The following is a 23,454-nucleotide window of genomic DNA, read 5'->3' as shown; positions in this document are numbered from 1 at the left end:
CTAAACTTCATTATTTTAATCAGCTGTCGGTAATGAAACTGGTTGTTTTATTTGCATTTCTTGCTCGCAACATTGAACCGCTCCTTCACCTGATTTTGTACATAATATTTCCCCACCACATACTTTACATTCAAATCTTTTTCCTAGTTGATTGGCCATTTTGATTATCTCCTTTTTCATCTTACAGTACTTTAATGCCATTCAATTTTTATATTCACTTCTTTTCTAGCTGCTTCTGACAGCATTTCAAAACAGTTTGGGGTGGTGCTTTTGTAACGATAAATTCACTCTTACAAGTAGCACACATATATTTAGTTCCAACCTTTACGTCCATTATAATTCTCTTCCTTTCCCGTTATAGCATAGGTTTTATACGGTGGTCATTGCTCCAAGTGGCACTGAACCAATAATATTTTCTACTTTTAGCGCGTCAATTTCTTCTTTCGTTAATTTCAATATTTGGCTAAGTACATAATCATTATGTTGACCTAAAATGGGGGTAGGGCTTTTATGTTGAACACGTTCGCCAGAAAACTTTATTGGCCAAGCAGGATATTTATGCGTACCAGTAATATCGTGTGTAACTTCTTGGTACATATCTTGTAAAAAAGGATCGTTTTCCATTTCATTCACATTTAATACAGGACCTGCGTTGACACCTACTGATTGTAATAAATTTGTAGCTTCATAATTTCCAAATTGATGTGTCCAGTTTTCCACCAAAGAATCTAATTCGTCTTGATGTTGACAACGCTCTTCTGCAGTTTGAAAACGTTCTTCTTTTGACCATGTTGGCTCACCAATCGCTTTGCAAAAGTTTTTCCATTCTTCTTCATTTGTAACCGCGATCGCTACCCATGAATCTTCTCCTTTACTCCGATAGATACCATGAGGTGCCATATTAGGTTGACGATTACCCAAACATCCCCAGTTATTTCCATTCAAGGAAACATCCAAAAGAGGTTGACCCACTAAATTGATACACGTTTCAACTTGGGCTACTTCTATGAACTGACCTCTTCCAGTTTTTTCTCTATATTCTAATGCAGACAATAGAGCAAACACTGTATGTGATCCAGAAATAACATCCCCTGTACCTGAAATAATTAGTGGCTTTTCTCCCTCATACCCATTTGTTTGTGCGATCCCTGACAAGATCTCAAAAGTATAGGCAAATCCCGGTTGTTCGCCATAAGGTCCGGTTTTACCGTATGCAGGCATAGAAAGCATAATTATTTTCGGATTGATTTCTTTGATCATTTCATACGTAAGGCCAAATTTCTCCATTACTTTAGAAGTGAAATTCTCAATAACGACATCGCTTTCTTTTAATAGACTTTTGAAAATTTCTATACCTTTAGATTCGTTTAAATTTAATGTGATACCCATTTTGTTCATATTGGCAGCATTAAATTGAGGTCCTAATTCCCACCAGTCTTTCCCGGGTTTAGTTGATACAAATCTAAATCCATCCGGAGCTTGAATCGATTCTACTTTAATAACTTCTGCTCCCTGGGCTCCTAAATATGACGTACAAAATGGACCCGACCACCACATGGAAAGATCTAAAATTCGAATGCCTTCTAATGGTAATGACATGAGTATTTCTCTCCCTTCATATGAAACCACATGTAATATCCATCAACCAAGAAATCAAATAACACCTTTGGCTTTCAGTTTTTGTAGTTTGGATTTAGATAATCCCAATTCTTGATCATAAATTTGATGATTATGTTCACCTAAAAGTGGAGCAGCACTACGAATTGTCCACGGTGTTTCGGACATACGGAAAGGAGCGCCTGGCTGAACGACTTTCCCCATTTCAGGATGATCGACTGAAACGAAGACGTTTCTCTCGACATACTGAGGGAAAGAAAGCATTTCTTCAAATGTGGGGACGGGAATGACAGGAACTTTCCATTCCCTTCCTTTTTCAAGCACTTCTTCTTTCGTATGTTGCATTAACCATTCATCTAGCACTTGCTGGAATTCTTGTTGATGTTGCAAACGATCATACAAGAGAATAAATCGTGGATCTTCCATCCATTCGTACTTTTCAATCATGCAGCAAAAGTCTTGCCAGTGTTGACCAGTCAATAAAGATATTGCGATATTGCCATTTTTGCACCGTTCTATACTCGGTAACATTACAAAACGCTTTGGCGTTTTAACAGGACTGGTAGGATAGGAATCTTGAACTGTGGGATAAGCACGTTGAAGCATGCCAACCTCAACAGTGGAAACGTCTATATGTTCACCTTTATGACTTTTCCGTCTACCTAAAACTGCTGTCATCGTGGAAAACGCTGCAAATGTACCCGAAATATAGTCTAATAATCGAAGTGGACCACCTGCTCTAAGTGGTTGTCTAGTACTCTCACCTATTGAACTTACCCACCCGCTCATCGATTGTGCAATAAGTTCCGTGGCATGATAGTCTCGATATTTACCTGTTTGGCCAAAATTAGAAATTGAAGTCATAATTAGACCAGGGTTTAAGTCACGCAAAGCTTCATAGCCAAGACCTAATTGTTGCATGACACCAGGTTTAAAATTTTCCACAATAATATCTGCTTCAGAGATTATTTTTTTCGCGATTTCAATACCACTTTCAGTTTTCAAGTCTAGTGTTATACCAATTTTATTGTTATTCAAATAATTGAATAATCCACTCTTATTGAGATCAGGTTTATTCCCAGGGAACGGACCCTCTAATCGTGAAGGGTCTCCCAATCCAGGCTGTTCAATCTTTATTACTTTTGCACCCATATCTGCTAGTAACTTTGTACAATAAGGTCCTGTAATATTTTCTGATAAGTCAATAACTGTAAGTCCAGTTAGGGCTTGCTCTTTCATATTATCCCACCCCTGAATCATGTATTTTGTTCAGTTAACCTATTCAATCAATTACGTCTTTATTTTTGAGTTTGTCGATAATCATTCCTTATAACTAGTGACACTCACACGAAATATTAACTTACTTCAGCCAAAGCTTGAAACTCCCACTGAAGTAAATTAAAAGAACTACGCGTTGTACTCCCTTTACGAATGTATTACTTCAGCAACTTTATTAGTCTTAAAAGTTGAAGCGATTTTCTTTAGATGTATAGGCGCTGATCCAAGTTCGACTTCCATGCTTTTAAACCTTCTAAAAGCAAACTGGAGAGGATAATCCATATCGATACCCATACCTCCGTGGAGCTGATGAGTACCTACCAGGACCTTTTGGCCTTCTTTGCATAACCAAGCCTTTGCAACTGCAATCTCTTTTTCAGCGGACATTCCTTCATTTAATCTCCATATAGCTTGTAGTGCAGCCAGCTGACCGCCTTCTACGATTGTATAAATATCAGATAAACGATGTTGGACAGATTGGAAGCTACCAATCGGACGGTTAAATTGTGTTCTTTCTTTTACATAGTCAGTTGTAAGATCTAATGCACGGCGAAGTAAGCCAGCCATTTCAACACATTGCAACGCTGTGGCCAATTGATTTAATTTGTCTACAGCTGCCCATCCTTCATTTTCGTTACCAAGTAGATCATTTTTCGTTAATTGTACATTTTGAAACTCTACTTCAAACAATTTATCAGAACCAATGGATTGAAGTGCTTGTTTCTTAATTGTTGCATCATTTTTAACAAGGAATAGACTGAGTCCTTCTTTACTACCATCTTCTTTATTATCAGTTCGTGCTAACGTTAGAAAATAATCTGCCGTCTCGGCAAATTTCACGAATAACTTTGTACCGTTCAGCGTATACCCATCGCCACTCTTACTCGCTCGGGCTTTTACATAACTCAAATCATAGTGGGCTTGTGATTCGATCATAGCGCCAGTAACAATACTTTTGCCTTCGATGATTTGTGGCAAAAGCGCCTTTTTTTGTTCTTCTGTACCAAAGTTTAAAATTGGTAAGACACCATTAACAAGTGTAGAAACAAATGGTGCGGAAAACATTGCTTTCCCAGCTTCTTCAACGATAATTGATAAATCCATTAAATCGCCATCAATGCCGCCATATTCTTCAGGGACGATTAGTCCTAAAAATCCTAAATCGGCAAGCTCTTGATAGAATGAAGGTGAATATTGTTCTTTACTTTTTTCAAATTCTGTTAAAGATGGCGTTGTGCATTTTTCTTCAAAGAATTTTTTGGCTGTACTTTTAAAAATCACTTGATCTTCCGTCATTGAAAAATCCATAAGCTGGGCACCTCTTCCTTTAATTATTTATCCGTTTAAATTTAACGAGTGCTGTATCTTCGAAAACTTGATCTACTACAGCTTCAACAGGCATTCCAATTTCAATTTCATGTGGCTCGCAATCTACCATATTAGATATAATGCGTACTCCTTCTTCTAACTCAACAAGAATGACCCCGTAAGGCGTTTTAAATCCTGGATGTACAGAACGATGATAAATTACGTAACTATGAATAACACCCTTACCTTCTGATGGTACCCAACCTAAATCGAAACTATGGCAGTTCGAACAGACTACCCGCGGAGGATGTGAATATGTTTGACAATTATTGCATTTCTGTAAGTGGAGTTGTTTTTCCTCTTGCAACAACCTCCAAAATTTTTCTGTATCTTGACTCATCATTGGTTTTGGAGTTGGAACTCCCACTTCGCTATATTTAACCATATACATTACCTCCTTCTCAAAATAAGTCCGCTTGATGGGACACCTAATCCACCTGTTACTAAAGAATATTCGATATCATTGATTTGTGTCGTAGAAGTACCTCTTACTTGGCGAACACCTTCTGCGATTAAGTTCATGCCATGAATGTATCCTTCAGACATAAGTCCACCTGATGTATTAATCGGTAGTTCTCCATCCGGTCTAATACGGTGGCCTCCTTCTATATAATCGACCCCTTCTCCTTTGCCGACAAACCCTAACGCTTCAAGTTGCATTGGCACAAGAGGACTGAATGCATCGTAAAATTGAGCAACATCTATTTCTTTCGGAGTAATACCTGCCATTTCAAAAAGCTTTTTGCCATAGGCTTCCACTTCATGAAGAACCGTGATATCTTCTCGTGCATAAGACGTCATCACTTCTCCATTTGTGGACATCCCTTGGATTGCTCCTGAAATATATGCGGGTTTGTGTCTCAAGTCTTTTGCCAAATCTGCTCGTGTCACAATTATAGCCACGGCGCCATCAGTACTTAGGCAGCAATCATGTCTACGCAATGGTTCAACATTGATTGGAGAGTTCATATATTCATCAAGTGATAAAGAACGACTATGGAAGATTGCTTTTGGATTTCTGTTGGCATTCTCACGATTCACTAATGCAACGTGTGCAAGCTGACCATCTTTAATGCCGTATTTATGGTTATAGCGCTGTGCAAACATTGCAACCCATGAAACTGGCGTGAGTAAGCCATATGGATGATTCATCCCCATATATACATCTTGAGACACCCTTGTTGGTTCAAAGTCTCCATATGTTACAGGTCCGGAAGCATCTCGTATTGAACGGTAGCATACAACCGTATTTGCCATACCTGATTCAATAGCCGCTACGGCATGAGCAATAGTGGCACAGCTTCCTCCTCCACCATATGGCGCTTTACTAAAAAAACTTAAATTTGGAATTCCTAATTGCCTAACGACTTCAATTTGTTCTGCTGTGTCCATAGAATAATTCACCATGCCATCAATATCAGAAACTTTTATCCCTGCATCTTTTACGGCATCTAAAATAGCTTCAAGTGCCATTCGCAATTCGCTACGGCCGCAATTCTGACTGAATTCAGTAGCACCTAGGCCAATAATAGCTGTTTTCTCTTTTGGATTTCCCATTTATACTTACCCCCTGATTGGTAGTGATATAATTACTTTTCCTTTTGCATGATTACCTTGTTTATTTTTACCCAAGTATTCAATTTCAACTAAGTGATCGTCATTTTCTTCGAACTTCTTTGAAACTTTTCCTGTCAGTTCAAGAATGTCACCTGGATAATTAGGTACAGCTAAACGTAATTGAATGCTTTTTAGTTCGCCAGCTGGTCCTGTCCAGTCTGTAATATATTTTCCAATCAAACCGTTCGTCGTCAGTATGTTCATAAAGATATCATCTGCACCTGCTCTTCGTGCAGCATGATAGTCATGATGCACGTCTGAATAATCGCGTGTAGCTGAAATAGCTCCACCTGACACTAGAGCTGCTGTAATTTGTCTTTTATGAACAGGTAATTCATCTCCGACTTTCACATCATTCCAATTAAGAACAACAGGTTTAGTTTCAATCATTTTGCTTCCTCCTTCATTGCTGCAATTGAGTTATAGACTAAAATCGTAAATGTTTGCTGACAAACAACTTCATCATTTTGATTAATGAATTTATAAGCAAAAGTTACAAAGTAACCTGGTCCACGAGCTGTTTGTTTTTCAGCCGAAATTTCTTTCACAGACATAATTTGACTTATTTGATCGCCAGGCTTCATCGGTGTGAAATATTCTTGGTTTTGCTCAGTAGCAACGATCGTTGAATATCCTTCTTCGGCCATCACCTTAAGCAAACTCTCCATCGAGTTCGGATCTCTTTCAGGCTTCGGCCATAAAGGATTCATCGTATATACTTGTACTTGCATAGGCGGTGCGATAACGCCTTCATATTTTGTGTTTTTAGCATATTGAGGATCTGAATATAGTGGATTTGTATCCTCCATCACTTCAGTCCAATGTCTAATCATTTGTTCACAAACTGCATCAACACCTGCTATTCTTTCTGAATCTAAGCCGATATAGCTGTTAAGTACTGCCTCTGCAATAGCCATTAATTCATCCCCCTTAGGTTATATTCGAAAAGTTGAAAACGCATACAATGTTAACTCATACTTTTTTCCATACCGAGCCCAAAACGAGCGACCAAATCACGCATAACGTCATTTGCCCCTCCACCAAACAAGAGGACCAATGCCGCTTTTGTTAGTGGTGTTACTTTACCACCCAACGCTGCATACTTAGAGTCTATATCCAGTTGACCAAACATATTGAGGATTTGCATACAAACGTCGTATGTTTTTTGATTCAACTCTGCAGAAAATACTTTATTCATAGAAGGACGGTAATGTGCCGCTGGTTCATTTTCATGCGCCCATGCTGCACGATAGTTAAGGAGTCGCAAGACTTCGAGATCTACCGTCAAATCTGCAAGACTGTTACGAACCCACTCATTATCTATTACAAGAGAACCATCTATTGTTGTTTCGTTTGCCCATACGATAATTTCTTCTACAGTACGCTCCATTTCAGAGTAAGTAGACAACATTAATCGCTCTAGTGAAAGCTGGGAAGTTATATATTGCCAACCTTTATTTTCTTCTCCTACAATCGCATCTAATGGAACACGGACATTGTCGTAAAACGTTACATTTGTATGTGCCCCGCCACCCATTAATTCCATTGGTGTATAAGAGAATCCTTCTGCTGTTGTTGGTACTAGAAAAATTGAGATTCCTTTATGTTTAGGTGCATTAGAATCTGTTCGAGCAGCTAGCCAAATATAATCAGCAATATGTGCATTCGTTGTAAAAACTTTTTGTCCGTTGATGATATAAGAATCGCCATCACGAATTGCAGTAGTCTCAAGTGCTGCAAGATCGGTACCCGCTTGTGGTTCTGAATAACCAATTGCGATTTCTACTTCGCCTTTTAGAATTTTAGGTAGAAAATAATCTTTCTGCTCCGAGGTTCCAAGTTTCATTAGCGTTGGCCCAACCGTTTCCAATGTAATGAAAGGAATATTAACTCCAGTACGGTTGATCTCTTCTAAGAAAATATACTGTTCTAGCGGAGTTTTGCCCTGACCACCATATTCTTCTGGCCATCCGACACCTAGCCAGCCATCATCTCCAAGATCTTTAATATATTGTTTCCAAAGAGGACCTCCCTCAGGCTTCTCTTTTAATTCTTCTAGCATGTCTTGCGAAATATGACCTTCCAAGTAATTTCGTATTTCATCTTTTAACTGTTGTTGTTCTTCGGTTAAATCAAAACGCATTCTCTTCACCTCATTACATTATTTTTGAATATTTCGTTAACTTACATTAAAACAATTTATTTAGTTATAGTTTTCATTAACAGGAATATACCGTTCCCGAAGTTCTTTTTTTAATATTTTCCCTGTGGAAGTACGTGGTAGACTTTCAACTATGACGATTTCTGAAGGTACTTTAAAACTTGCAAGACGACCTTTGCAAAATTGGATCAATTCCTCTGCGGTTGGATGCGCTTTTAATTCATCTAGCACTATCACAGCCATGATTTCTTCTCCCCATTCCAAACTAGGGATCCCAATAATGGCTACATCAGAAAGCGCAGAATGGGATAATAACACATCTTCAATTTCTGCAGGAGATATATTTTCCCCGCCTCTAATAATCATGTCTGAACTTCTTCCACCTAAAAATAAATAGCCTTCTTCGTCGATCCAACCAACATCTTCTGTATTTACCCAACCGTCAACAAGCGTTTCTTTCGTAGCTTCTTGACGCTTCCAATAACCTTTCATCGATCTCTCAGATCGAACATAGACATTGCCGACGACATTCTCGCCAACAGGTTGTTTTTGATCATCTACCACCATGATATCTACTCCTGGTAAAGGTTTTCCTACAGAAGATAAGCGTTTAATTTTTTTCTCTCTTTCTTCTTTTGATCCTGTGAGCTTATGATCTTCAGGTCCTAATACAGAAACTGTGGAAGTTGTTTCTGTCATGCCGAACGCATTGGCGAAATCAGTCGTTGTTGGAAAAGATTCAATTGCTTTTAAAATAACCGGCAGAGGCATTTGTGCAGCACCGTAAGAAAGACTTTCTAAGCTACTGAGATCTCTATTTCCAAATTCCGGATGATCTAAGACCTGTTTCATCATAGTAGGTACTAAAAATGCTTGCGTTGCTTTTTCTCGTTCGACAGCATACAGCCATTTTCCAGCATCAAATTGGGGCATTAATATTAAGCGACGTCCAGTGTAAATTGAATTACAAATGCTCGTTGCTCCTGCCACATGATAGTTGGGAATGCAGATGACCGAAGATCCCCGGTCACTACCGTCTGCTACTTCTGAATGATTCATAACATAAGTTGTCAGCTGCCCGTGTGTGAGCATGACACCTTTAGGTTTACTAGTCGTTCCACTTGTATAAAGCAAGATTGCCAAATCAGTAGACTCTACATCTTCAAATCCTCCATAACCATCTACTACTTGTCGTTTCAATTCATCATAATTTTTATGTCCTTCAGTGGTTCCTCTAATAGAAATAGTTTCCTGAATGCCGCTATTCTCTATCACCGGATTTATTAATGCACTGTAGCGACTTTCGAAAATCAGAACCTTCACTCCTGCATCTTCGACCATGAAAGCCAGCTCTTCAGCTTTAGCCCGGTAATTGATCGGTACTATGACAGCACCTAGTTGGAACGCAGCATAAAACACTTCAATTACTTCTGGACAGTTAGTGGTGATTAGTCCGATTCTATCTCCCTTTGATATTCCAAGCGATGATAAGAAAGCGGCCGCACGACTAGATTGTTCAGTTAATTGACCATAAGTTAACCGCTCTTCGTCGAAAGTAATGATTTCTTGTTCAGATACTATACTTGAAGCGATTTCTAGTAATAAATAAGCATTCATTAGTACTTCCCCCCTTCTAGTTTTGTCATCGGAAATTGCTGTTCTTTTAAAAATTTAGCAATAGCTAGATTTACTATAAAGAAAGTCGTGTTAATAAGTACTGCTTTCTAAATTCTTCAAAATAACCATTGCATTGCTTATATAGTAATATACAATTGCTTATATGGCAATACTGAATTTTCCAAACTTTCAGAGTAGTGTTACCGAAAAGTCTATGAGCAGGCTGATTTGATTGATTGATTGATTGATGGGTTTCTTAGGCTTGGTTTATGGGGTATAATTCAATTAGTGGAGGGATTGCATATGCAAAAGAAAAAAGTAGACAGGCGAGTTGTGAGAACCAAAAAAGTTATGAAAGATTCCCTAATTTCACTTCTTAACGAAAAGGATCTATCCCTTATTACAATAACAGATATAGTAGATCGTTCCGATGTAAATCGTTCGACTTTTTATGCACATTTTCAAGATAAAGAAGACTTTATTGATTGTTTAATAGACGAGTTGATTCAAGGATTGATTGATACTTTTCAACACACATCGGTTGAGGATAAAAACGTCGATAGTTTTCCATATCGCTTTACAATAGAAGCCATGTTCACTTATATATATATCAATTCTAATTACTTTAAAGTTTTACTTCTTACAACAAAAGTTCCCCGTTTTACGCCAGAGTTATATGCACGATTGTATAAATACTCTTTGTCGCATATAAAAAAACTACCCGAAACTGAAACGAAATTAGATGTACATGTTGGCTTGTATGCCAATTATTTATCATCTACATTTATCAGTTTTGTTCATTATTGGTTAGTAGATCGAGAACAAAAATATTCTCCAGAATATATTTCAAACGAATTTATTAAAGTTATTATTTCAAATCCACTGGCTACTTATATAAAAGAGAGTACTTCTGACTTATAGGTTTTCAGGTCGGATATTTCTTTTCTATTTCCAACACTGTTACAGTCATTCATCCTTTATAAAAAACTTTCCAGACATATAAGAAGAATCTGTTGTATTTCCGCCATTTAAAGGAAAACTAGTGATTGTGTTTCTAGTTTTCGCCCTCTATAATTTATTAATATCCATTTTTCGAAAATATCTATTGCGAATATCGCAATAGGAGAAAGGAATAGCGCTAGCAGTTAAACGAAATAATGAAAGCGTTTACAACACATGGATTATGTTTCTGTTTATTGTTAGAACTACGCTTATACAAAAAAAATATTGGGGGAAGTAAAATGGACGTAACTGTAACTAAAGCAAGTAAGACAACAAAAGAACAATGGATACAATATCTCGCATTAGTATTTAGTGCCTTTATTGCAGTTGAAGCTATGGCTTTCCAAGCACCTGCTGTACCTGTTATTTCTATGCATTTTCAAATCCCTTCTCATTTAGCAGGCCTTATTGTTTTATCGTTTTATATTATGTCGGCTACCCTCTATCCAATAACGGGCAGGTTGGCAGATAAATATGGACGTAAAAAAGTACTACTAATAGGCATGCTCATTTTCGCAATTTCTGAATTTGCTGCAGCGGTTAGCCCAACGTTTTCTTTTTTAATTGTAGCTAGAATGTTCCAAGGCGTTGGTGTAGCTTGTATTTTCCCGATCGTCATTGCATTTATCGGTGTAATCTTCCAAGAGGATAAACGGGGGATGGCATCTGGAGTTTTCAACTCTGTCCAAGCGATTGGTGCTATGTTAGGCGCAGGACTTGCTGGGTTTTTAATCAAAGTTTATGGTTGGCCCGTCATTTATTGGGTTAGTGGCGGCTTAGCTACACTTGGTTTTATTGTTATTTTAATCTTCGTTAAAGAGTCAAAAGGTGTTGTAACAGGTAAATTAGATTACTTAGGCAGTATGATGCTGTTTATTATTGCGGGGACTATTTTATCTGTCTCTACACTAGTTGGACAGTTTGGATTTACGTCTCCAATTACACTCATTACTTTAGGAGCGGGTCTGCTAACTATTTTCCTTCTCTGGATATATAGCAACCGAATTGCAAACCCCATTATAGAATTATCTTTATTAAAGAAGAAAGCTTTTGCAATAATCATTTTGATTTATTTAATTTATACAGCTGCTATGCAATTGTTGCTATATTCAATGAGCTTCTTCCTCACTTTGCGTCCTGACGGTGATGTTGCTCATAGTGGATTATTTTTCATGTTCAACTCTGGTGCAGCAGTAATTGGTGGTTTAATTGTAGGTAAGTTGGCCGATAAATTGAACAACAAAAAGCTATTAATTGCTACTTTCACATTCCCATTAGTCGCAATGATTTTATTTACAAGAATCGATGCATTTACACCTATTTCTACAATCCTGTTGATAGCAGCGTTTTTCGGTATCGGTGCCGCGACGGCCATTATTATCAAATTCGCTTTACAAAATATACCTTCTACAAAATATGGATCCGGTTCTGGGTTATTGGCTATTGTCCGGGATTTTGGAGCTCCACTTGGTTCCACAACAGGTATAGTAATGTTCTCTCATTTTAATAGCAATGCAAAAACCTCATCTTTAGTACAACAAGCAACAGATGCTGGCGTATCCCCAGAGTTAATGGGTGCAGTAGAACAGGCTGCCGTTACAAATGGCGCAACAATTAGTGAAGCCTTAGCTACTGAACTAACTACGTTAGGTATAAAATTTGAAGATCTAATATCAACAGCTCTCGGACAAGGAGCAACTGAAGCTGTTCAAAATCTATCATACACAGTGGCTGGTTTCTTCGTTGTAATTCTGTTACTAGTCATGATGATTCCACAGAAGAAAGAAACCGCCACTGTGATTGCAGCTATTCCTCTTGATGAGAGTTTGAAAACAAATTAATCTTATAATACACACTAAAAAACGAATGATTGTAAACGTTTCACTTCAACGTTTACAATCATTCGTTTTATTTTAATTGAGTTCCGTTTTCACTCTGTTACGTCCCAGAAGGGATTCGAACCCCCGACCTACGCCTTAGGAGGGCGTTGCTCTATCCAGCTGAGCTACTAGGACATGATAGAAATGAGAAACACTTCGATCCATATGCTGATTCAAAGTGTTCTCATGCTTATGATTAATCGTTAGCTGTACCATCATAATCGTCATTAAACCATAATTGCTCTTCATCGTCAACATCGCCATTATAGTTGATCAAAATCTCTTCTCCAGCTTTAATATCTTTGTATGCAAAGAAATCAAATGTATGATGATCAAAATTAATATCATAGGTCGCATTTGGTTCATAGGAATGATTAAATAACATTCCGTAGCCAAGCAGGACAGCCGTATGGTTTTCTCCATATTCGAAAGCATAGTCAGCTAGAACGGTTTTTTCAATATGTTGATGTTGTTCATTTGGATAGGAAATCACTGGCGCCTCGTGTAACAGCTGCCCTTTTTTGATATCGCATTTCGCGAATACGCCCCTATTGAATTCCCCTTCGCCAATTGGAGAAAGTTTTACTTCTATCACATCTTTCACCTACTCGCCTGTAAATTATACTTGGCAAGTATACCATTAATTCAACCAAATTGCTGATTTCTTTTCTTAAACTAGAAGCTAAACTCTATCCTTCTGGGAATAGAGTTTAGCTTTCATTGTGTAACGAAAAGTCTTTATCCACTTCCTGCTTATCATAATCAAGAATCCAGTCAGTATATTGTTCATAGAGAAAGCGAATGGACTCCCTATCAGACGCTATGATATCACACCCGCGATCGTCATATAGGTGATAAATAATATTCTTTGATTGATTAATAAAAAATATATCATAACCACTTCCAGAATTCTGTTTTAAAATTGTTGTGGGACTGTCGAAATCTTCGTAACAAATCGCTTTCAGCAATTGTTTATATCGAATATCCTGTCTCTTACAAGAAAGTGAAAAACGATGCGTTACAAGCTTTTCTTCCTCATCACCATGGAAATTAGGAATCGTAGAAAATCGTAATGTATATAGCAATTGTTTTCGTTTTACATACTTGGAATAGACATTCAACGGTTTTTTACGTAGAAAATGATTGGTTGTATGAACATCTGTGACTAGTATAATTTCATCTTCGTCTTCAAATACCGCTTCGAATAAAGTACTGGAGCGATGGAATGCTTGTTTTAAAAAATCTGGTTCATCAAATGCAATAGATGCTGAAATTTCAAAGCGTATAGCGCTTTTAGTTTCGTAAAATAGAGCAGGAGCCAGTTCAATCCCAGAGAAATTTTCCGCTAAATATAATTCTAAAGCTTTCATTATTTCACTCTCCAGTATACATGCCTTACTTGACAGCTAATGCGATATCTCTCAGTTCTTTCAGCGCTCCATCAAGATTTCTTGCAAGAAGCTTGGTATCCTCTTCATCACGGCTAAAACTGGAAAAGTTTACTATCAATCGATTCTTCAATAAGACATAAAAAATTCCATAGCCATCTTCTACTACTGGTCCAAACACACAACTTTTGACTTGTGGATGTGTCATATTACTAGTGGAAATAAAATCATGATGCATCTTTAAATAGCCGGGATCAGAAAATAGTGCAGGTGTTTTTTCAATCCCAAGTTCATCTCCAAACATGAAAAAAATTTGTTGTAATCCAAATAGATGTCTTTCCACACCAAACCCTTTTCGTGCTTTATTTAAACGAACGGAATGTGCAGTACTTGCATTTTGCATTAATCGATATACTAGCCGAGGTTCTAGTTGTTCCTCTACTATCGCTTTAGCCAATGTTAAGTTTTCCGTACATGAAGGACGTATGCATTCGGTTCTTCCTTCCTTGAAAGAACGCATCGACACCGCTTCATATGTGCTGTGCATCGTAGAAAAAGTCCTATATTGGGCTACTTGTAGCGCCATATGGAAAAATGAATCCGGACTGAATCCAAGTTGTTTTATTTCATCGATACCAAACGCATCAAAGTTTTGTACTTGAATAAAATAATTTTGAATGGTTTTTTTATTTTCTATTTCCAAAGTACGGAGCTCTTCCAGTAACTCAGCCGAGAGTAGCCAGTCTAGCCTTTTCGCTTTTGGAAGCTCTTCTGTTTCCATGCTTTCCATATTAGTTGAAGTGAGCTGATCTTGTACATATTGTATTACCGCAAAAATCGTAGTTCCATCCACTGCCGAATGCTCCACACAGTAACCTAGCTCACCCGCTTTAGTAATGACGATTTGCAATGTCTTATCAAAGTATTTATTTTTGCCGCTCAGTAATAGATTTTGTATCGCTTCATCAGAATTTGCACTTTCTTTATCTATAGATAGTACAACTAGTGAATTCGCTATGCTTTGCAAACTTTCAGCATTGACTTTAGTTACTGAAAGTTGGCGATAAATATCCGCTGATTTATTTCTAATTGCAGTAGTGAATATCCCTACATTATTTCCTTTCAGTTCGTTTAATGAGAGGATCTCTTCAATTACATTAGATAATGCCTCACTGGAATAAATCATACCTCGTTGATTGGTTACAGGAATTGAGTAGATGTTGCCATTAGTCAACAGGCTAATATGATTCTCTACTTTCGAATATTCCGCGACGTAATGTCTATCCCGGTGAACTTTAGGAATTCGAACTGATCGGAAGATGTTAGGGTATTGGCTCATGTCGAGCGGAATACCCCGAATTATTTCAGGTGCGGCTTTTTCATCCATGATCGAATGATAAAACTCCGCTACGAAGCGACTCACTTTGCCAGCTAACTCTGCTATTGTCAGTACTTGATACTGTTGATTGTCGAGTAAAATATTAAAATTACTGCTTGTATGTAACGGGTCGCGAGATGCCAGATATACATTATCCCAAAAAGGTTTTAGCCAACTGCCTGCAAAATCTTCTTGCCAAATCTGAAGCTTTTCTTGAAGTATTTGCGCTTCCCCGCTTTCTTCAAAAAACTGTTGAATTATTTTCTTTGTCTCTTTGAATTCATCTTCACTAACTAATGCTTCAATCGCTTCTAGCAGTTTATGTTTTGTATCTACGAGCTTAGGAATCGGTACTCGGGGTAAATGTTCTTGGAATTTGAATGTCATCAATAGTAAGAGGAAACCCCTTTCGATTATATTGCCTACACTTTTTTACATAATATTAATATTTTTATATTGGATGATATATAACTATACTATACAGAATATCACAAAAAAGAATCTCCCATCTTATTTAATGGAAGATTCTTATCTTAATCGAGAATTCGCTTACTTATAATGAACACCTAATCCACCGGGAAAAAACTAGACATTATACTTCCAGTGCTCGTTTTTTCTTAATACTAATTAGAGCACCTATTACTACAATGGCCACTAAAACTCCCCAGAAAATCAGTTTCCATTCAGTTGAATGTGGAAAATCAAGTGGTAAGAACCCTAATTTTTCATGTGCTAATGTAAGGACGGTCAACTTGACTCCTACCCATCCGACAATAACGAAAGCAGTTGTCTCTAATTGCGGATAATTAGCTAGCAACTGGACGAACTTATGAGCAGCGAATCGCATAATGACGAGTCCGACTAACCCACCGGCCAACATGACGCTAAACTGACCTCCGTTAATTCCACCTATCACCATATCTCCTAATGGAGGCAATGTGATGGCCAACGCCACTGCAGCAAGCATTGAATCCACCGCGAAAGCTATATCTGCTAATTCTACTTTTAATACGGTCATCCAAAAACCAGAACCCTTAGTCGCTTCCGGTTCAATGGAATGTTCTTTTACCTTTTTCTGATCGTAAATATGTTTGATTGCGATAAACAGTAAGTACGCCGCCCCGAGCGCTTGGATCTGCCATACATTCACTAATAATGTGATCATGAAAAGCGCTGCGAATCGGAATACAAATGCTCCGATTAATCCATAGAACAAAGCTTTCTTTTGTTGCATTTTTGGCAAGTGTTTAACCATAACTGCCATAACTACTGCATTATCTGCAGCTAATAATCCTTCCAACACGACCAATACTAACAAAACCCATGCATACTCCAATAAAATTGCTTCCATTCATCGTCCTCCTCAGATTTTTGCCAACAAAAAAAGACCATTGCCTAATAAAAGGCAAAGGTCTCGCTAAGCAAAATTTTGCTATTACAACCGATGGTATTAAACCATGTACTGACGATTGCAAAATAGGTTTCCCTATAGCTACTCCCCTTTGACAAAAAGTCAAAGTCTATTAAGTTGTACTTGTAGTTTAGCACGTGAATAGTCAATTGGAAAGTAATATACCACTTAACGAAAATAAACAATCATTTTTTCTATATAACATGAAAGCTAATAGGTAGATTATGTAAAGGAATATCAGGTATCATATAAATACAATATAAAAAGTGAGGTTACATACTATATGAATAAAAAACAATTGTGGTGGTCTGGAGCTAGTGCAGCCGTATTACTAATAGCGCTAATTATCGCCATTGTGAGCAATAAAGAAACATCAGAAACTACAATAGACAAGCCAGCGTTAACAGAAACTTTGATACAAGACAAATCAACGGTGCAAGCTGATGAACCTAAACTCACAGAAGATCCCAAGAAGGAACAACATGAAATAAATGAAACTGAAAAAGATGTAAGTGAACCTGAAAAACCAATAAAAGAACAGTCGACGAAACCGTCTACAGGGCAATCCACCACTGGTCAAGATGCATCTTCGGCGCAGTCATCAAAAACCATACCCAAGCCAGCTAAACCAGAAAAACAAACTATCCCGTCAACTACGACTCCTATAACGGACGGTACGTATCAGGTAGGAACCGACATCGCCCAAGGAGAATACCTAGTTTTCTCTAACGGTATTACACTGCTGGAAAATACAAAAGATCAATCAGGAAATCCCGAAAGTATTGTATTTAACGTTGCACTGGATGGACGTTCCCACACTTATGTAACATTACGCGAAGGAGAATATTTTACATTAAAAGGTGGAGAAATGTATCCTGCAGCTTCCGCACCTAGTATAAAACCAGCAAATGGAATATATAAGGACGGCCAATACAAAGTGGGTACCGATCTCCCCGCTGGCTCTTATACTTTGTTGGCAGATGATCAAAGCGATATAGGTTTTTATGAAATTAGTAAAAATAGCCGACAGGATATGATGGATCTTCTCGTAAGTGACGTAGTTGAAGGTGAAACGTCTATCGACATAACGAACGGTCAATATTTGACAATCCGAAATGCCTATTTAGAAGTACAATAAATAGAACACACAAAACCTATGCGGTTTTGTGTGTTCTTTCATTTTGACGTTTCAACGGTCGATTGTAGCTTGAGGATTAATCTGCCAAGTCCGCAACCAAACGCCTTAGTAAAACAATAGTTTCTCTTCTTAAGACTTGTGCGGTTTCGATTTTTAACTCATCTATTTGACCGAACGATGATGTACGAATACTATTCACCCAATGTGTGAGGTACTCAATAACCTTTACTTTATCTACATTTTTTCTCAGTAGACTAGTACCGTTTGCGCTAAGATAATGATAGAAACTACCAAGCGTGACATAGTGGTAGTACTCTTCACTTCCGACTTCGACAGAGGTTAGTCCTGATTCAGGCATCGCTACATCTATTAAAGGCATCGTCTGTTTGGTTGCTCTATTACTAACTAGAACATGCCCTATGAACTCTTCCACTGCCTTTACATAATCAGCTATAATAAAAGTGGCTTTTTGACTGGACTGTTGAATATCCGGCTGAAAGTCATTTTCCAATTCACGCCATTTCACTTCAGCAATCGTTAAGAGTCGTTTCACTTCGTTAGATTTCAACAAACGAGGCCATTGTTTTCCCGCTCTATCAAAGCGTTCTTTCTCTTCCTCACTGAAAATCAGCGTACTATGAGAATGAAGTGATGTAAAGGTCTCTTCCAGCAGTGTCAATGCCTGTTTATAATTGATTGGTTCTAGATCATATTGCTCAGACTTTTGTATGATTGCTTCCACATTCGGAGATAAATCATTTAAGTAGAACTCAGTCAGAAAATCATCTAATTGAATCAAGGCATCTGAAATCATAATTTCGCGGTATTCGATTCCTACAGTAGGTACCAAAGATAGAACACGGTTTCTTAACTTCATGCCTTCATTGCCTAATTCCCAGCCGATCAATAAATTCAAGGCTGGTTCTTTTGTGTTGCCTTCTTCTGACGTTAATGTCTTATCCGCTTTATAAAAGCAAATCATTGCGTTCAGTAAATTTCTTAATATGGCGTCTTGATCTTCAAATGGTAATTCAGAAAACTTCGCTGTACACATTTCTTCAATTCCACATTCATAAAAGAAAAAATTGAAATCAGCTTGTATAAAGGAATCTTCATGAATCTTTCCACCATGTTGCTCTTCAATAACATTTTTCATTCGTAATATGTATTCGGAAATCTTCGTTAGTTGAGAAACGATATCCCCTTTATATTTTTCGATGCGATATTGAATTGCTTGCAAATCACCGTGCAGAACATGAACCGCGTGGTAATCAAATGCGGACTTAGAAAGGTTCACCAAGCTAATGACAGTTGGAATATCATTCAAGTCGAATAGATCTTTGAATGTAATATAGAATTCCAGACCAATACTGTGCATCTCTTTGTATTTCATCATATGAATCAAGCGTTCACAAAAATTTCGCTTTGTTGCAAAGTCAATCATTGTACCATTATGAACCACTTGTAAAAACAGATCGTATAGATTCATGATGGTCTTTTTCGTCACGCTCTCCAAAATATCCGGATCACGCGTTTTATCCATCAGTACACTAAGTTCATTAAAGTACCTAGCAAGCGTCTGCATATGATCAGCACGTGTATTATTCATTGTTGCGCATAACGGATATATTTTTGAATTGAACAGCTGCCAAGATTCCGCGACATGTCCTTCGTTATTAAAGAAATAGAACCAAAGATGGTATCGCCAATCCCCTTTTGCCCTTGTATCCTGATCCAGCTCAAACGGATCGAAATCTTCACCATAAGCTAGCGCTAGTAATGTTTCATTGTATTGACTCGCTAGTGTAATCTCACTTTCATACAAGTCAGATAGTTCCACAAGTAATGCGTATCGTTCATCTTCCCTACATGCATTCATCACTTTTGTAAAGGAAGGATGGTCGATGACATGACAAACATCTAAGTGACGCCCTTTAAGCAACCACTGACGCAACATATAATCCAAAAACTCTTCTGAATCTAAATAAGCCCCAAAATGCCGGGCTGAAAATTCCTGATAAATATCCAAACTATTTCCCCCTTAACATCTGCCAACGTGTTGATCTGTACGAATAACAAACTTCATTTTAAGAATAATAAAGTTTGAGCTATCCTTATCATATCGCGATTACCCTTTTTTCTCTACCTAGAATTACAGTTTCAAAAAATGAACATCAACGGTTATCTACATATATTTTATTAAAGACAAAGATATAGAGCATTTCCTTAAGATAGGAAATGCTCTATATCTTTAAACTTTTTTATTATAACTTGTTAAATTAACCGTCTGCAGTTGAAATGTCTTTTTTTTCTAATCTACTGGACTTACAGTATCTTCATCCATTTTGTATTCTAATATATCGCCTGGCTGACACTCTAAAGCCTTACAAATCGCATCCAAAGTCGATAGTCGAATCGCTTTCGCCTTTCCATTTTTCAGTATTGAAATGTTTGCCATTGTAATTCCAACACGCTCGGAAAGTTCTGTAACACTCATTTTTCTTTTGGCCAACATCACATCGATATTGATTATGATTACCATGTCATTCACCTCTGCTCAGACTATTAAATCATTTTCCTCTTTTATATCTATCGCTTCTTTTAAAAGCCTATGGAGAACAGCAGCAAAGACTGCAATCACCATGGATGCAAAAATAGGAATCATTCCGACTATTACAAGACCAGGGGCGTCGTCTATCTCTGCCATGATAAAGACGAATGGAAGGGCCACTATATATAAGCCGCTAATTATGATCGCACAGTATTTGATTTTCTTTAAAGCCCTAACAGATAACTCAGAGAAAGCTTGGTTCTTATCAATAAAGTTTAGTAGTTTAAAGGTTTGGTACAACGCAAAATAAAATGGAATCACGGAAATATAGACGACTAGTAAAATACTATATACCGCATAAGCAAAATTCCACCCTCTTTCCGTAGCATCCTTTGCTTCAATTGCTAACTGCGGTAACAAAAATATACACAAAGCAAGAACTGGAATACCAATTAAAATGACAGCTATCTTTAAAAATAGTGTTGTTCCTCGTTTCATAAAAAGCACCTCACTTAACTTCTATAGTGTAAATTACACTTTACCATGTGATTTATCGTTTATCAATAAATAAACATTGATAAACAATCCACTTTTATTGACTAGTATGTATGGTAACTGCTTGTAAGCTTTCAACGTAGACAAATAGTCAGAAGCCAGATATTTATTCAATAAGCTTACATATACTATCATTTCAACAAAAAAGCTGACCCCATTTATATGTAATAAACGGGGTCAGTACTTTACTGTTTAGTAGTATGGCTATAAAAATTAGTTAAAGCGTTTATATTATCAGTTTCGCAACTGATTATAATTTATCTCGCAATTAAATTACTCTGGTAAGTTCAACTGCCAAGAAATTCCGAACTGATCATTCAGCCATCCGAATTTTTTACTGAACCCATAGTTATTTAAAGGCATGAGCGCGGTACCGTTTTGCATCATTTTTTCATAAAGACTGTCAATTTCTTTTTCAGTATCACACGTTAGATAAATAGAAAAAGATGGTGTAAACGTAAACTCATGATCAATATGGCTGTCGATGCACATGAACTCTTGTCCCTTTAAAGAAAACACTGCTTGTATAACTGTACCTTCTTCACCAGGTCCTTCAGCTCCATATCGTGTAATGCTTTTAATTTCTGAGTCCTCAATGAGTGAAGTGTAGTATTTCATAGCTTCTTCCGCAGTACCGCCTTGAAACATTAAAAATGGTTTTACGTCCTTCATGTATAACTTCCCTTTCTATAGATAAACTTTATTTTCGCTTCCCTATTGCAACGACATTTTCTATCCTTTGTAGCTAACTTTACCTGTTTCAACTAATTCCTTAAGTCCCATAAACATATAATTCCAGCCAACTTCACTGCCATCATGCATTTCTTTACGGGCTGTTTCGATTTCGGACTCTGTCCAATTCACTTCTTGAGCCACATGAATCAATTGTGTGAATGTCATCTCGCAGCCTTGCTCGAGCTCTTTAAGATCAACTGTTATTGTATCTTCTAAATCGCTCATTTCTGGCATCCAGATAAATCGCTATTAATACGTTGCGTCTTCATTGTTTAAACTCAATTGCCAAATTACACCGAATTTATCCGTGACACTACCATAAAGTTTTGCCCAGAAAGTCTCTTGGAGCTCCATCCCAACTGTTCCATCTTCTTTGAGTTTTTCGTAAATCATTTTTAACTTTTCCGCTTCGTCACATTGGTAAGCTAGGCTTATATTGTTGCCCAGCGTAAAGGGAGAACCAGGGAACGTATCCGAAAACATCACAGTACTTCCTTCAATAGCTAAACGCGTATGCATAATTAAGTTTTTGGCTTCTTCTGGAAGAGGGTATTTTGGATTTGGAGGTTGATCTCCAAAAGTCATAATATCAGGTTTTTCTGTTTCAAAAACCTCTGTGTAAAATTCAACAACTTGACGGCAATTTCCATTAAACGTTAAATAAATATCGACAGCCATACTTCACCACTCCTTTAAAATAATCAAAACTAATTACATTGATCTTCAAATAAACCAATTAACATCATTACAAAACAACACTGTCGTTTAAGATCATATCCCCCGTAAAACAACCTAATTATTTTGCGTTTTTATCTGGTTGATGAAGTCCAAAAATATTACCCTCGGTATCCAAATAATAGCCTTGCCAAGCCATTCCTGGCAACGCGTATTTGGGTAAGACAACACTACCTCCGCCATCAAGAATTTTCACTTCAGTCGAATCATAATCATCGACTCCCATAGTACAAGCATAGCCATTTAGTGGTTGGTTACGTTCGGGACGCGGACCTTGACGTTGCATCAAGGCTCCATCCACTCCAAGCTCACTATCACCAATCACTGTTCCGTAATAAGGCATCCCTGCATACTCACTCCAGTCCTGAAAAGTCCATCCGAATACATCTCCATAAAACTTTTGTGCCCTTTCCATGTCGTCTACGTGAATTTCAAAGTGAACCACTCTTCCCATCCTTTTCCTCCTTCTGTTTATTCAATTCTTTTTTCATACACAACATGTTTCACTATGTATATTCAATCATTCTCATTTTCAATTTGTCTGTAGTATGTCTTCCTCGTGTGCCTTCTATCCCTCACTACTATTAAAGGGTACTATTTCGCAAATTGTCTTACCAGTAAAATCGCTTTACTAATGAATTAAGATGGCTCTCTAAAGACTCGATTGCTAGTTTAAGAGCAACTAGTCCATGTTTATTTATTTTATTGAGAACTATAACTCGTTGCATTTTCTTTCTTTTTTCAATAATGGAACGAGATCTTTTACACTATCTTTAGCTGTCAAAATAATGTCTATATCATATGATTTAACATGTTAACGTGACTAATTGAAGTGTCATACAAAAAGCACGGTAGACATTGACTTAACAATGTTACCATGCTTTTTTAATTCGTATCTAGATTTCACTTTATTACGTCCCAAAAGGACATGAGAAAATGCGATAGTTTGCGCACTGTGTGTGTATATTTTGTCTACCAATTCCAATGAAATATAAACTTACTTAATTAGACACTTGAATATTT

The 23,454-nt window shown here is 37.4% G+C and carries 24 protein-coding genes and 1 tRNA gene; 3 read left to right on the top strand and 22 right to left on the bottom strand.

What is annotated here, in order from left to right; translation table 11 throughout:
• Positions 1-15: 15 nt before the first annotated feature.
• From CSV70_RS05605 to CSV70_RS05560, 10 genes are all read right to left on the bottom strand, one after another.
• Entirely contained in the window at positions 16-159 is a 144-nt protein-coding gene (locus tag CSV70_RS05605; protein ID WP_099626813.1) for a desulfoferrodoxin, read from the bottom strand.
• 210 nt (positions 160-369) lie between these two features.
• A complete protein-coding gene (locus tag CSV70_RS05600) occupies positions 370-1,599 on the bottom strand; it encodes a CaiB/BaiF CoA transferase family protein (protein ID WP_085131088.1) in 1,230 nt (409 codons plus the stop codon).
• A 54-nt stretch (positions 1,600-1,653) separates the two neighbouring features.
• Positions 1,654-2,856: a CaiB/BaiF CoA transferase family protein gene (locus CSV70_RS05595; RefSeq protein ID WP_158232286.1), complete on the bottom strand. Its 1,203-nt coding sequence runs from the start codon at positions 2,854-2,856 to the stop codon at positions 1,654-1,656.
• Positions 2,857-3,042: 186 nt separating this feature from the next.
• Complete coding sequence (locus CSV70_RS05590; RefSeq protein ID WP_085131090.1) at positions 3,043-4,203, bottom strand: acyl-CoA dehydrogenase family protein; 1,161 nt, start codon at positions 4,201-4,203, stop codon at positions 3,043-3,045.
• 19 nt (positions 4,204-4,222) lie between these two features.
• Positions 4,223-4,648 carry a Zn-ribbon domain-containing OB-fold protein gene (locus CSV70_RS05585; protein ID WP_158232285.1) on the bottom strand — a complete coding sequence of 142 codons (426 nt, stop codon included), beginning with the start codon at positions 4,646-4,648 and terminating at the stop codon, positions 4,223-4,225.
• Between the two features lie 5 nt (positions 4,649-4,653).
• Positions 4,654-5,820, bottom strand: a complete 1,167-nt coding sequence (locus CSV70_RS05580) for a thiolase C-terminal domain-containing protein (protein ID WP_085131092.1) — start codon at positions 5,818-5,820, stop codon at positions 4,654-4,656.
• Positions 5,821-5,826: 6 nt separating this feature from the next.
• Positions 5,827-6,270 (bottom strand): hotdog family protein, encoded by a 444-nt coding sequence (locus CSV70_RS05575; RefSeq protein WP_085131093.1) that lies wholly within the window; start codon positions 6,268-6,270, stop codon positions 5,827-5,829.
• Positions 6,267-6,797, bottom strand: a complete 531-nt coding sequence (locus tag CSV70_RS05570; RefSeq protein ID WP_085131094.1) for an FAS1-like dehydratase domain-containing protein — start codon at positions 6,795-6,797, stop codon at positions 6,267-6,269. Before CSV70_RS05570 ends, CSV70_RS05575 begins: the two co-directional genes overlap by 4 nt.
• Positions 6,798-6,847: 50 nt before the next feature.
• Positions 6,848-8,023: an acyl-CoA dehydrogenase family protein gene (locus tag CSV70_RS05565; RefSeq protein ID WP_085131095.1), complete on the bottom strand. Its 1,176-nt coding sequence runs from the start codon at positions 8,021-8,023 to the stop codon at positions 6,848-6,850.
• A gap of 60 nt (positions 8,024-8,083) precedes the next feature.
• Complete coding sequence (locus tag CSV70_RS05560; protein ID WP_099626812.1) at positions 8,084-9,658, bottom strand: class I adenylate-forming enzyme family protein; 1,575 nt, start codon at positions 9,656-9,658, stop codon at positions 8,084-8,086.
• Positions 9,659-9,961: 303 nt separating this feature from the next.
• Here CSV70_RS05560 and CSV70_RS05555 point away from each other — a divergent pair, with 303 nt between their 5' ends.
• Together CSV70_RS05555 and CSV70_RS05550 are read left to right on the top strand one after the other, a co-directional pair.
• A complete protein-coding gene (locus CSV70_RS05555) occupies positions 9,962-10,579 on the top strand; it encodes a TetR/AcrR family transcriptional regulator (RefSeq protein ID WP_085131097.1) in 618 nt (205 codons plus the stop codon).
• Between the two features lie 320 nt (positions 10,580-10,899).
• The gene (locus tag CSV70_RS05550; protein ID WP_158232284.1) at positions 10,900-12,501 is read left to right on the top strand and encodes an MFS transporter; all 1,602 of its coding nucleotides are present in this window, start codon (positions 10,900-10,902) and stop codon (positions 12,499-12,501) included.
• Positions 12,502-12,601: 100 nt separating this feature from the next.
• On the opposite strand, the gene CSV70_RS05545 is transcribed toward CSV70_RS05550, so the two are convergent.
• The 5 genes from CSV70_RS05545 to CSV70_RS05525 form a co-directional block, all read right to left on the bottom strand.
• Positions 12,602-12,675, bottom strand: a tRNA-Arg gene (locus CSV70_RS05545).
• 61 nt (positions 12,676-12,736) lie between these two features.
• On the bottom strand, positions 12,737-13,135 hold the full coding sequence (locus CSV70_RS05540) for an SET domain-containing protein (protein ID WP_085131099.1): 399 nt from the start codon (positions 13,133-13,135) through the stop codon (positions 12,737-12,739).
• Positions 13,136-13,250: 115 nt separating this feature from the next.
• The gene (locus tag CSV70_RS05535; RefSeq protein WP_085131100.1) at positions 13,251-13,910 is read right to left on the bottom strand and encodes a DUF3885 domain-containing protein; all 660 of its coding nucleotides are present in this window, start codon (positions 13,908-13,910) and stop codon (positions 13,251-13,253) included.
• Between the two features lie 25 nt (positions 13,911-13,935).
• Positions 13,936-15,693 carry a choline/carnitine O-acyltransferase gene (locus CSV70_RS05530; RefSeq protein ID WP_099626811.1) on the bottom strand — a complete coding sequence of 586 codons (1,758 nt, stop codon included), beginning with the start codon at positions 15,691-15,693 and terminating at the stop codon, positions 13,936-13,938.
• Positions 15,694-15,898: 205 nt separating this feature from the next.
• Positions 15,899-16,657, bottom strand: coding sequence for a TerC family protein (locus CSV70_RS05525; RefSeq protein WP_085131102.1), 759 nt, complete (start codon positions 16,655-16,657; stop codon positions 15,899-15,901).
• 343 nt (positions 16,658-17,000) lie between these two features.
• On the opposite strand from CSV70_RS05525, the gene CSV70_RS05520 reads away from it, so the two are divergent.
• Positions 17,001-17,855, top strand: coding sequence for a hypothetical protein (locus CSV70_RS05520; RefSeq protein WP_085131103.1), 855 nt, complete (start codon positions 17,001-17,003; stop codon positions 17,853-17,855).
• 76 nt (positions 17,856-17,931) lie between these two features.
• Here CSV70_RS05520 and CSV70_RS05515 read toward each other — a convergent pair whose 3' ends face one another.
• The 7 genes from CSV70_RS05515 to CSV70_RS05485 all read right to left on the bottom strand — a co-directional run bounded on the left by CSV70_RS05515 (position 17,932) and on the right by CSV70_RS05485 (position 22,885).
• Positions 17,932-19,884, bottom strand: coding sequence for a hypothetical protein (locus CSV70_RS05515; RefSeq protein WP_099660919.1), 1,953 nt, complete (start codon positions 19,882-19,884; stop codon positions 17,932-17,934).
• Between the two features lie 282 nt (positions 19,885-20,166).
• On the bottom strand, positions 20,167-20,397 hold the full coding sequence (locus CSV70_RS05510; RefSeq protein ID WP_083032017.1) for a helix-turn-helix domain-containing protein: 231 nt from the start codon (positions 20,395-20,397) through the stop codon (positions 20,167-20,169).
• 15 nt (positions 20,398-20,412) lie between these two features.
• On the bottom strand, positions 20,413-20,904 hold the full coding sequence (locus CSV70_RS05505) for a DUF2975 domain-containing protein (RefSeq protein WP_099660918.1): 492 nt from the start codon (positions 20,902-20,904) through the stop codon (positions 20,413-20,415).
• A gap of 330 nt (positions 20,905-21,234) precedes the next feature.
• Positions 21,235-21,633, bottom strand: coding sequence for a VOC family protein (locus CSV70_RS05500; RefSeq protein WP_099660917.1), 399 nt, complete (start codon positions 21,631-21,633; stop codon positions 21,235-21,237).
• Between the two features lie 60 nt (positions 21,634-21,693).
• The gene (locus CSV70_RS05495; protein WP_099660916.1) at positions 21,694-21,921 is read right to left on the bottom strand and encodes an SRPBCC family protein; all 228 of its coding nucleotides are present in this window, start codon (positions 21,919-21,921) and stop codon (positions 21,694-21,696) included.
• A gap of 24 nt (positions 21,922-21,945) precedes the next feature.
• Positions 21,946-22,374, bottom strand: coding sequence for a VOC family protein (locus CSV70_RS05490; RefSeq protein ID WP_099660915.1), 429 nt, complete (start codon positions 22,372-22,374; stop codon positions 21,946-21,948).
• A gap of 118 nt (positions 22,375-22,492) precedes the next feature.
• Positions 22,493-22,885 (bottom strand): VOC family protein, encoded by a 393-nt coding sequence (locus CSV70_RS05485; protein WP_099660914.1) that lies wholly within the window; start codon positions 22,883-22,885, stop codon positions 22,493-22,495.
• Between the last annotated feature and the right edge of the window lie 569 nt (positions 22,886-23,454).

This window comes from Sporosarcina sp. P25 (assembly GCF_002743235.1).
GTDB lineage: Bacteria > Bacillota > Bacilli > Bacillales_A > Planococcaceae > Sporosarcina > Sporosarcina ureae_B.
Note: the sequence above shows the minus strand (reverse complement) of the source record. Positions and strands in the feature narration are given on the sequence as shown.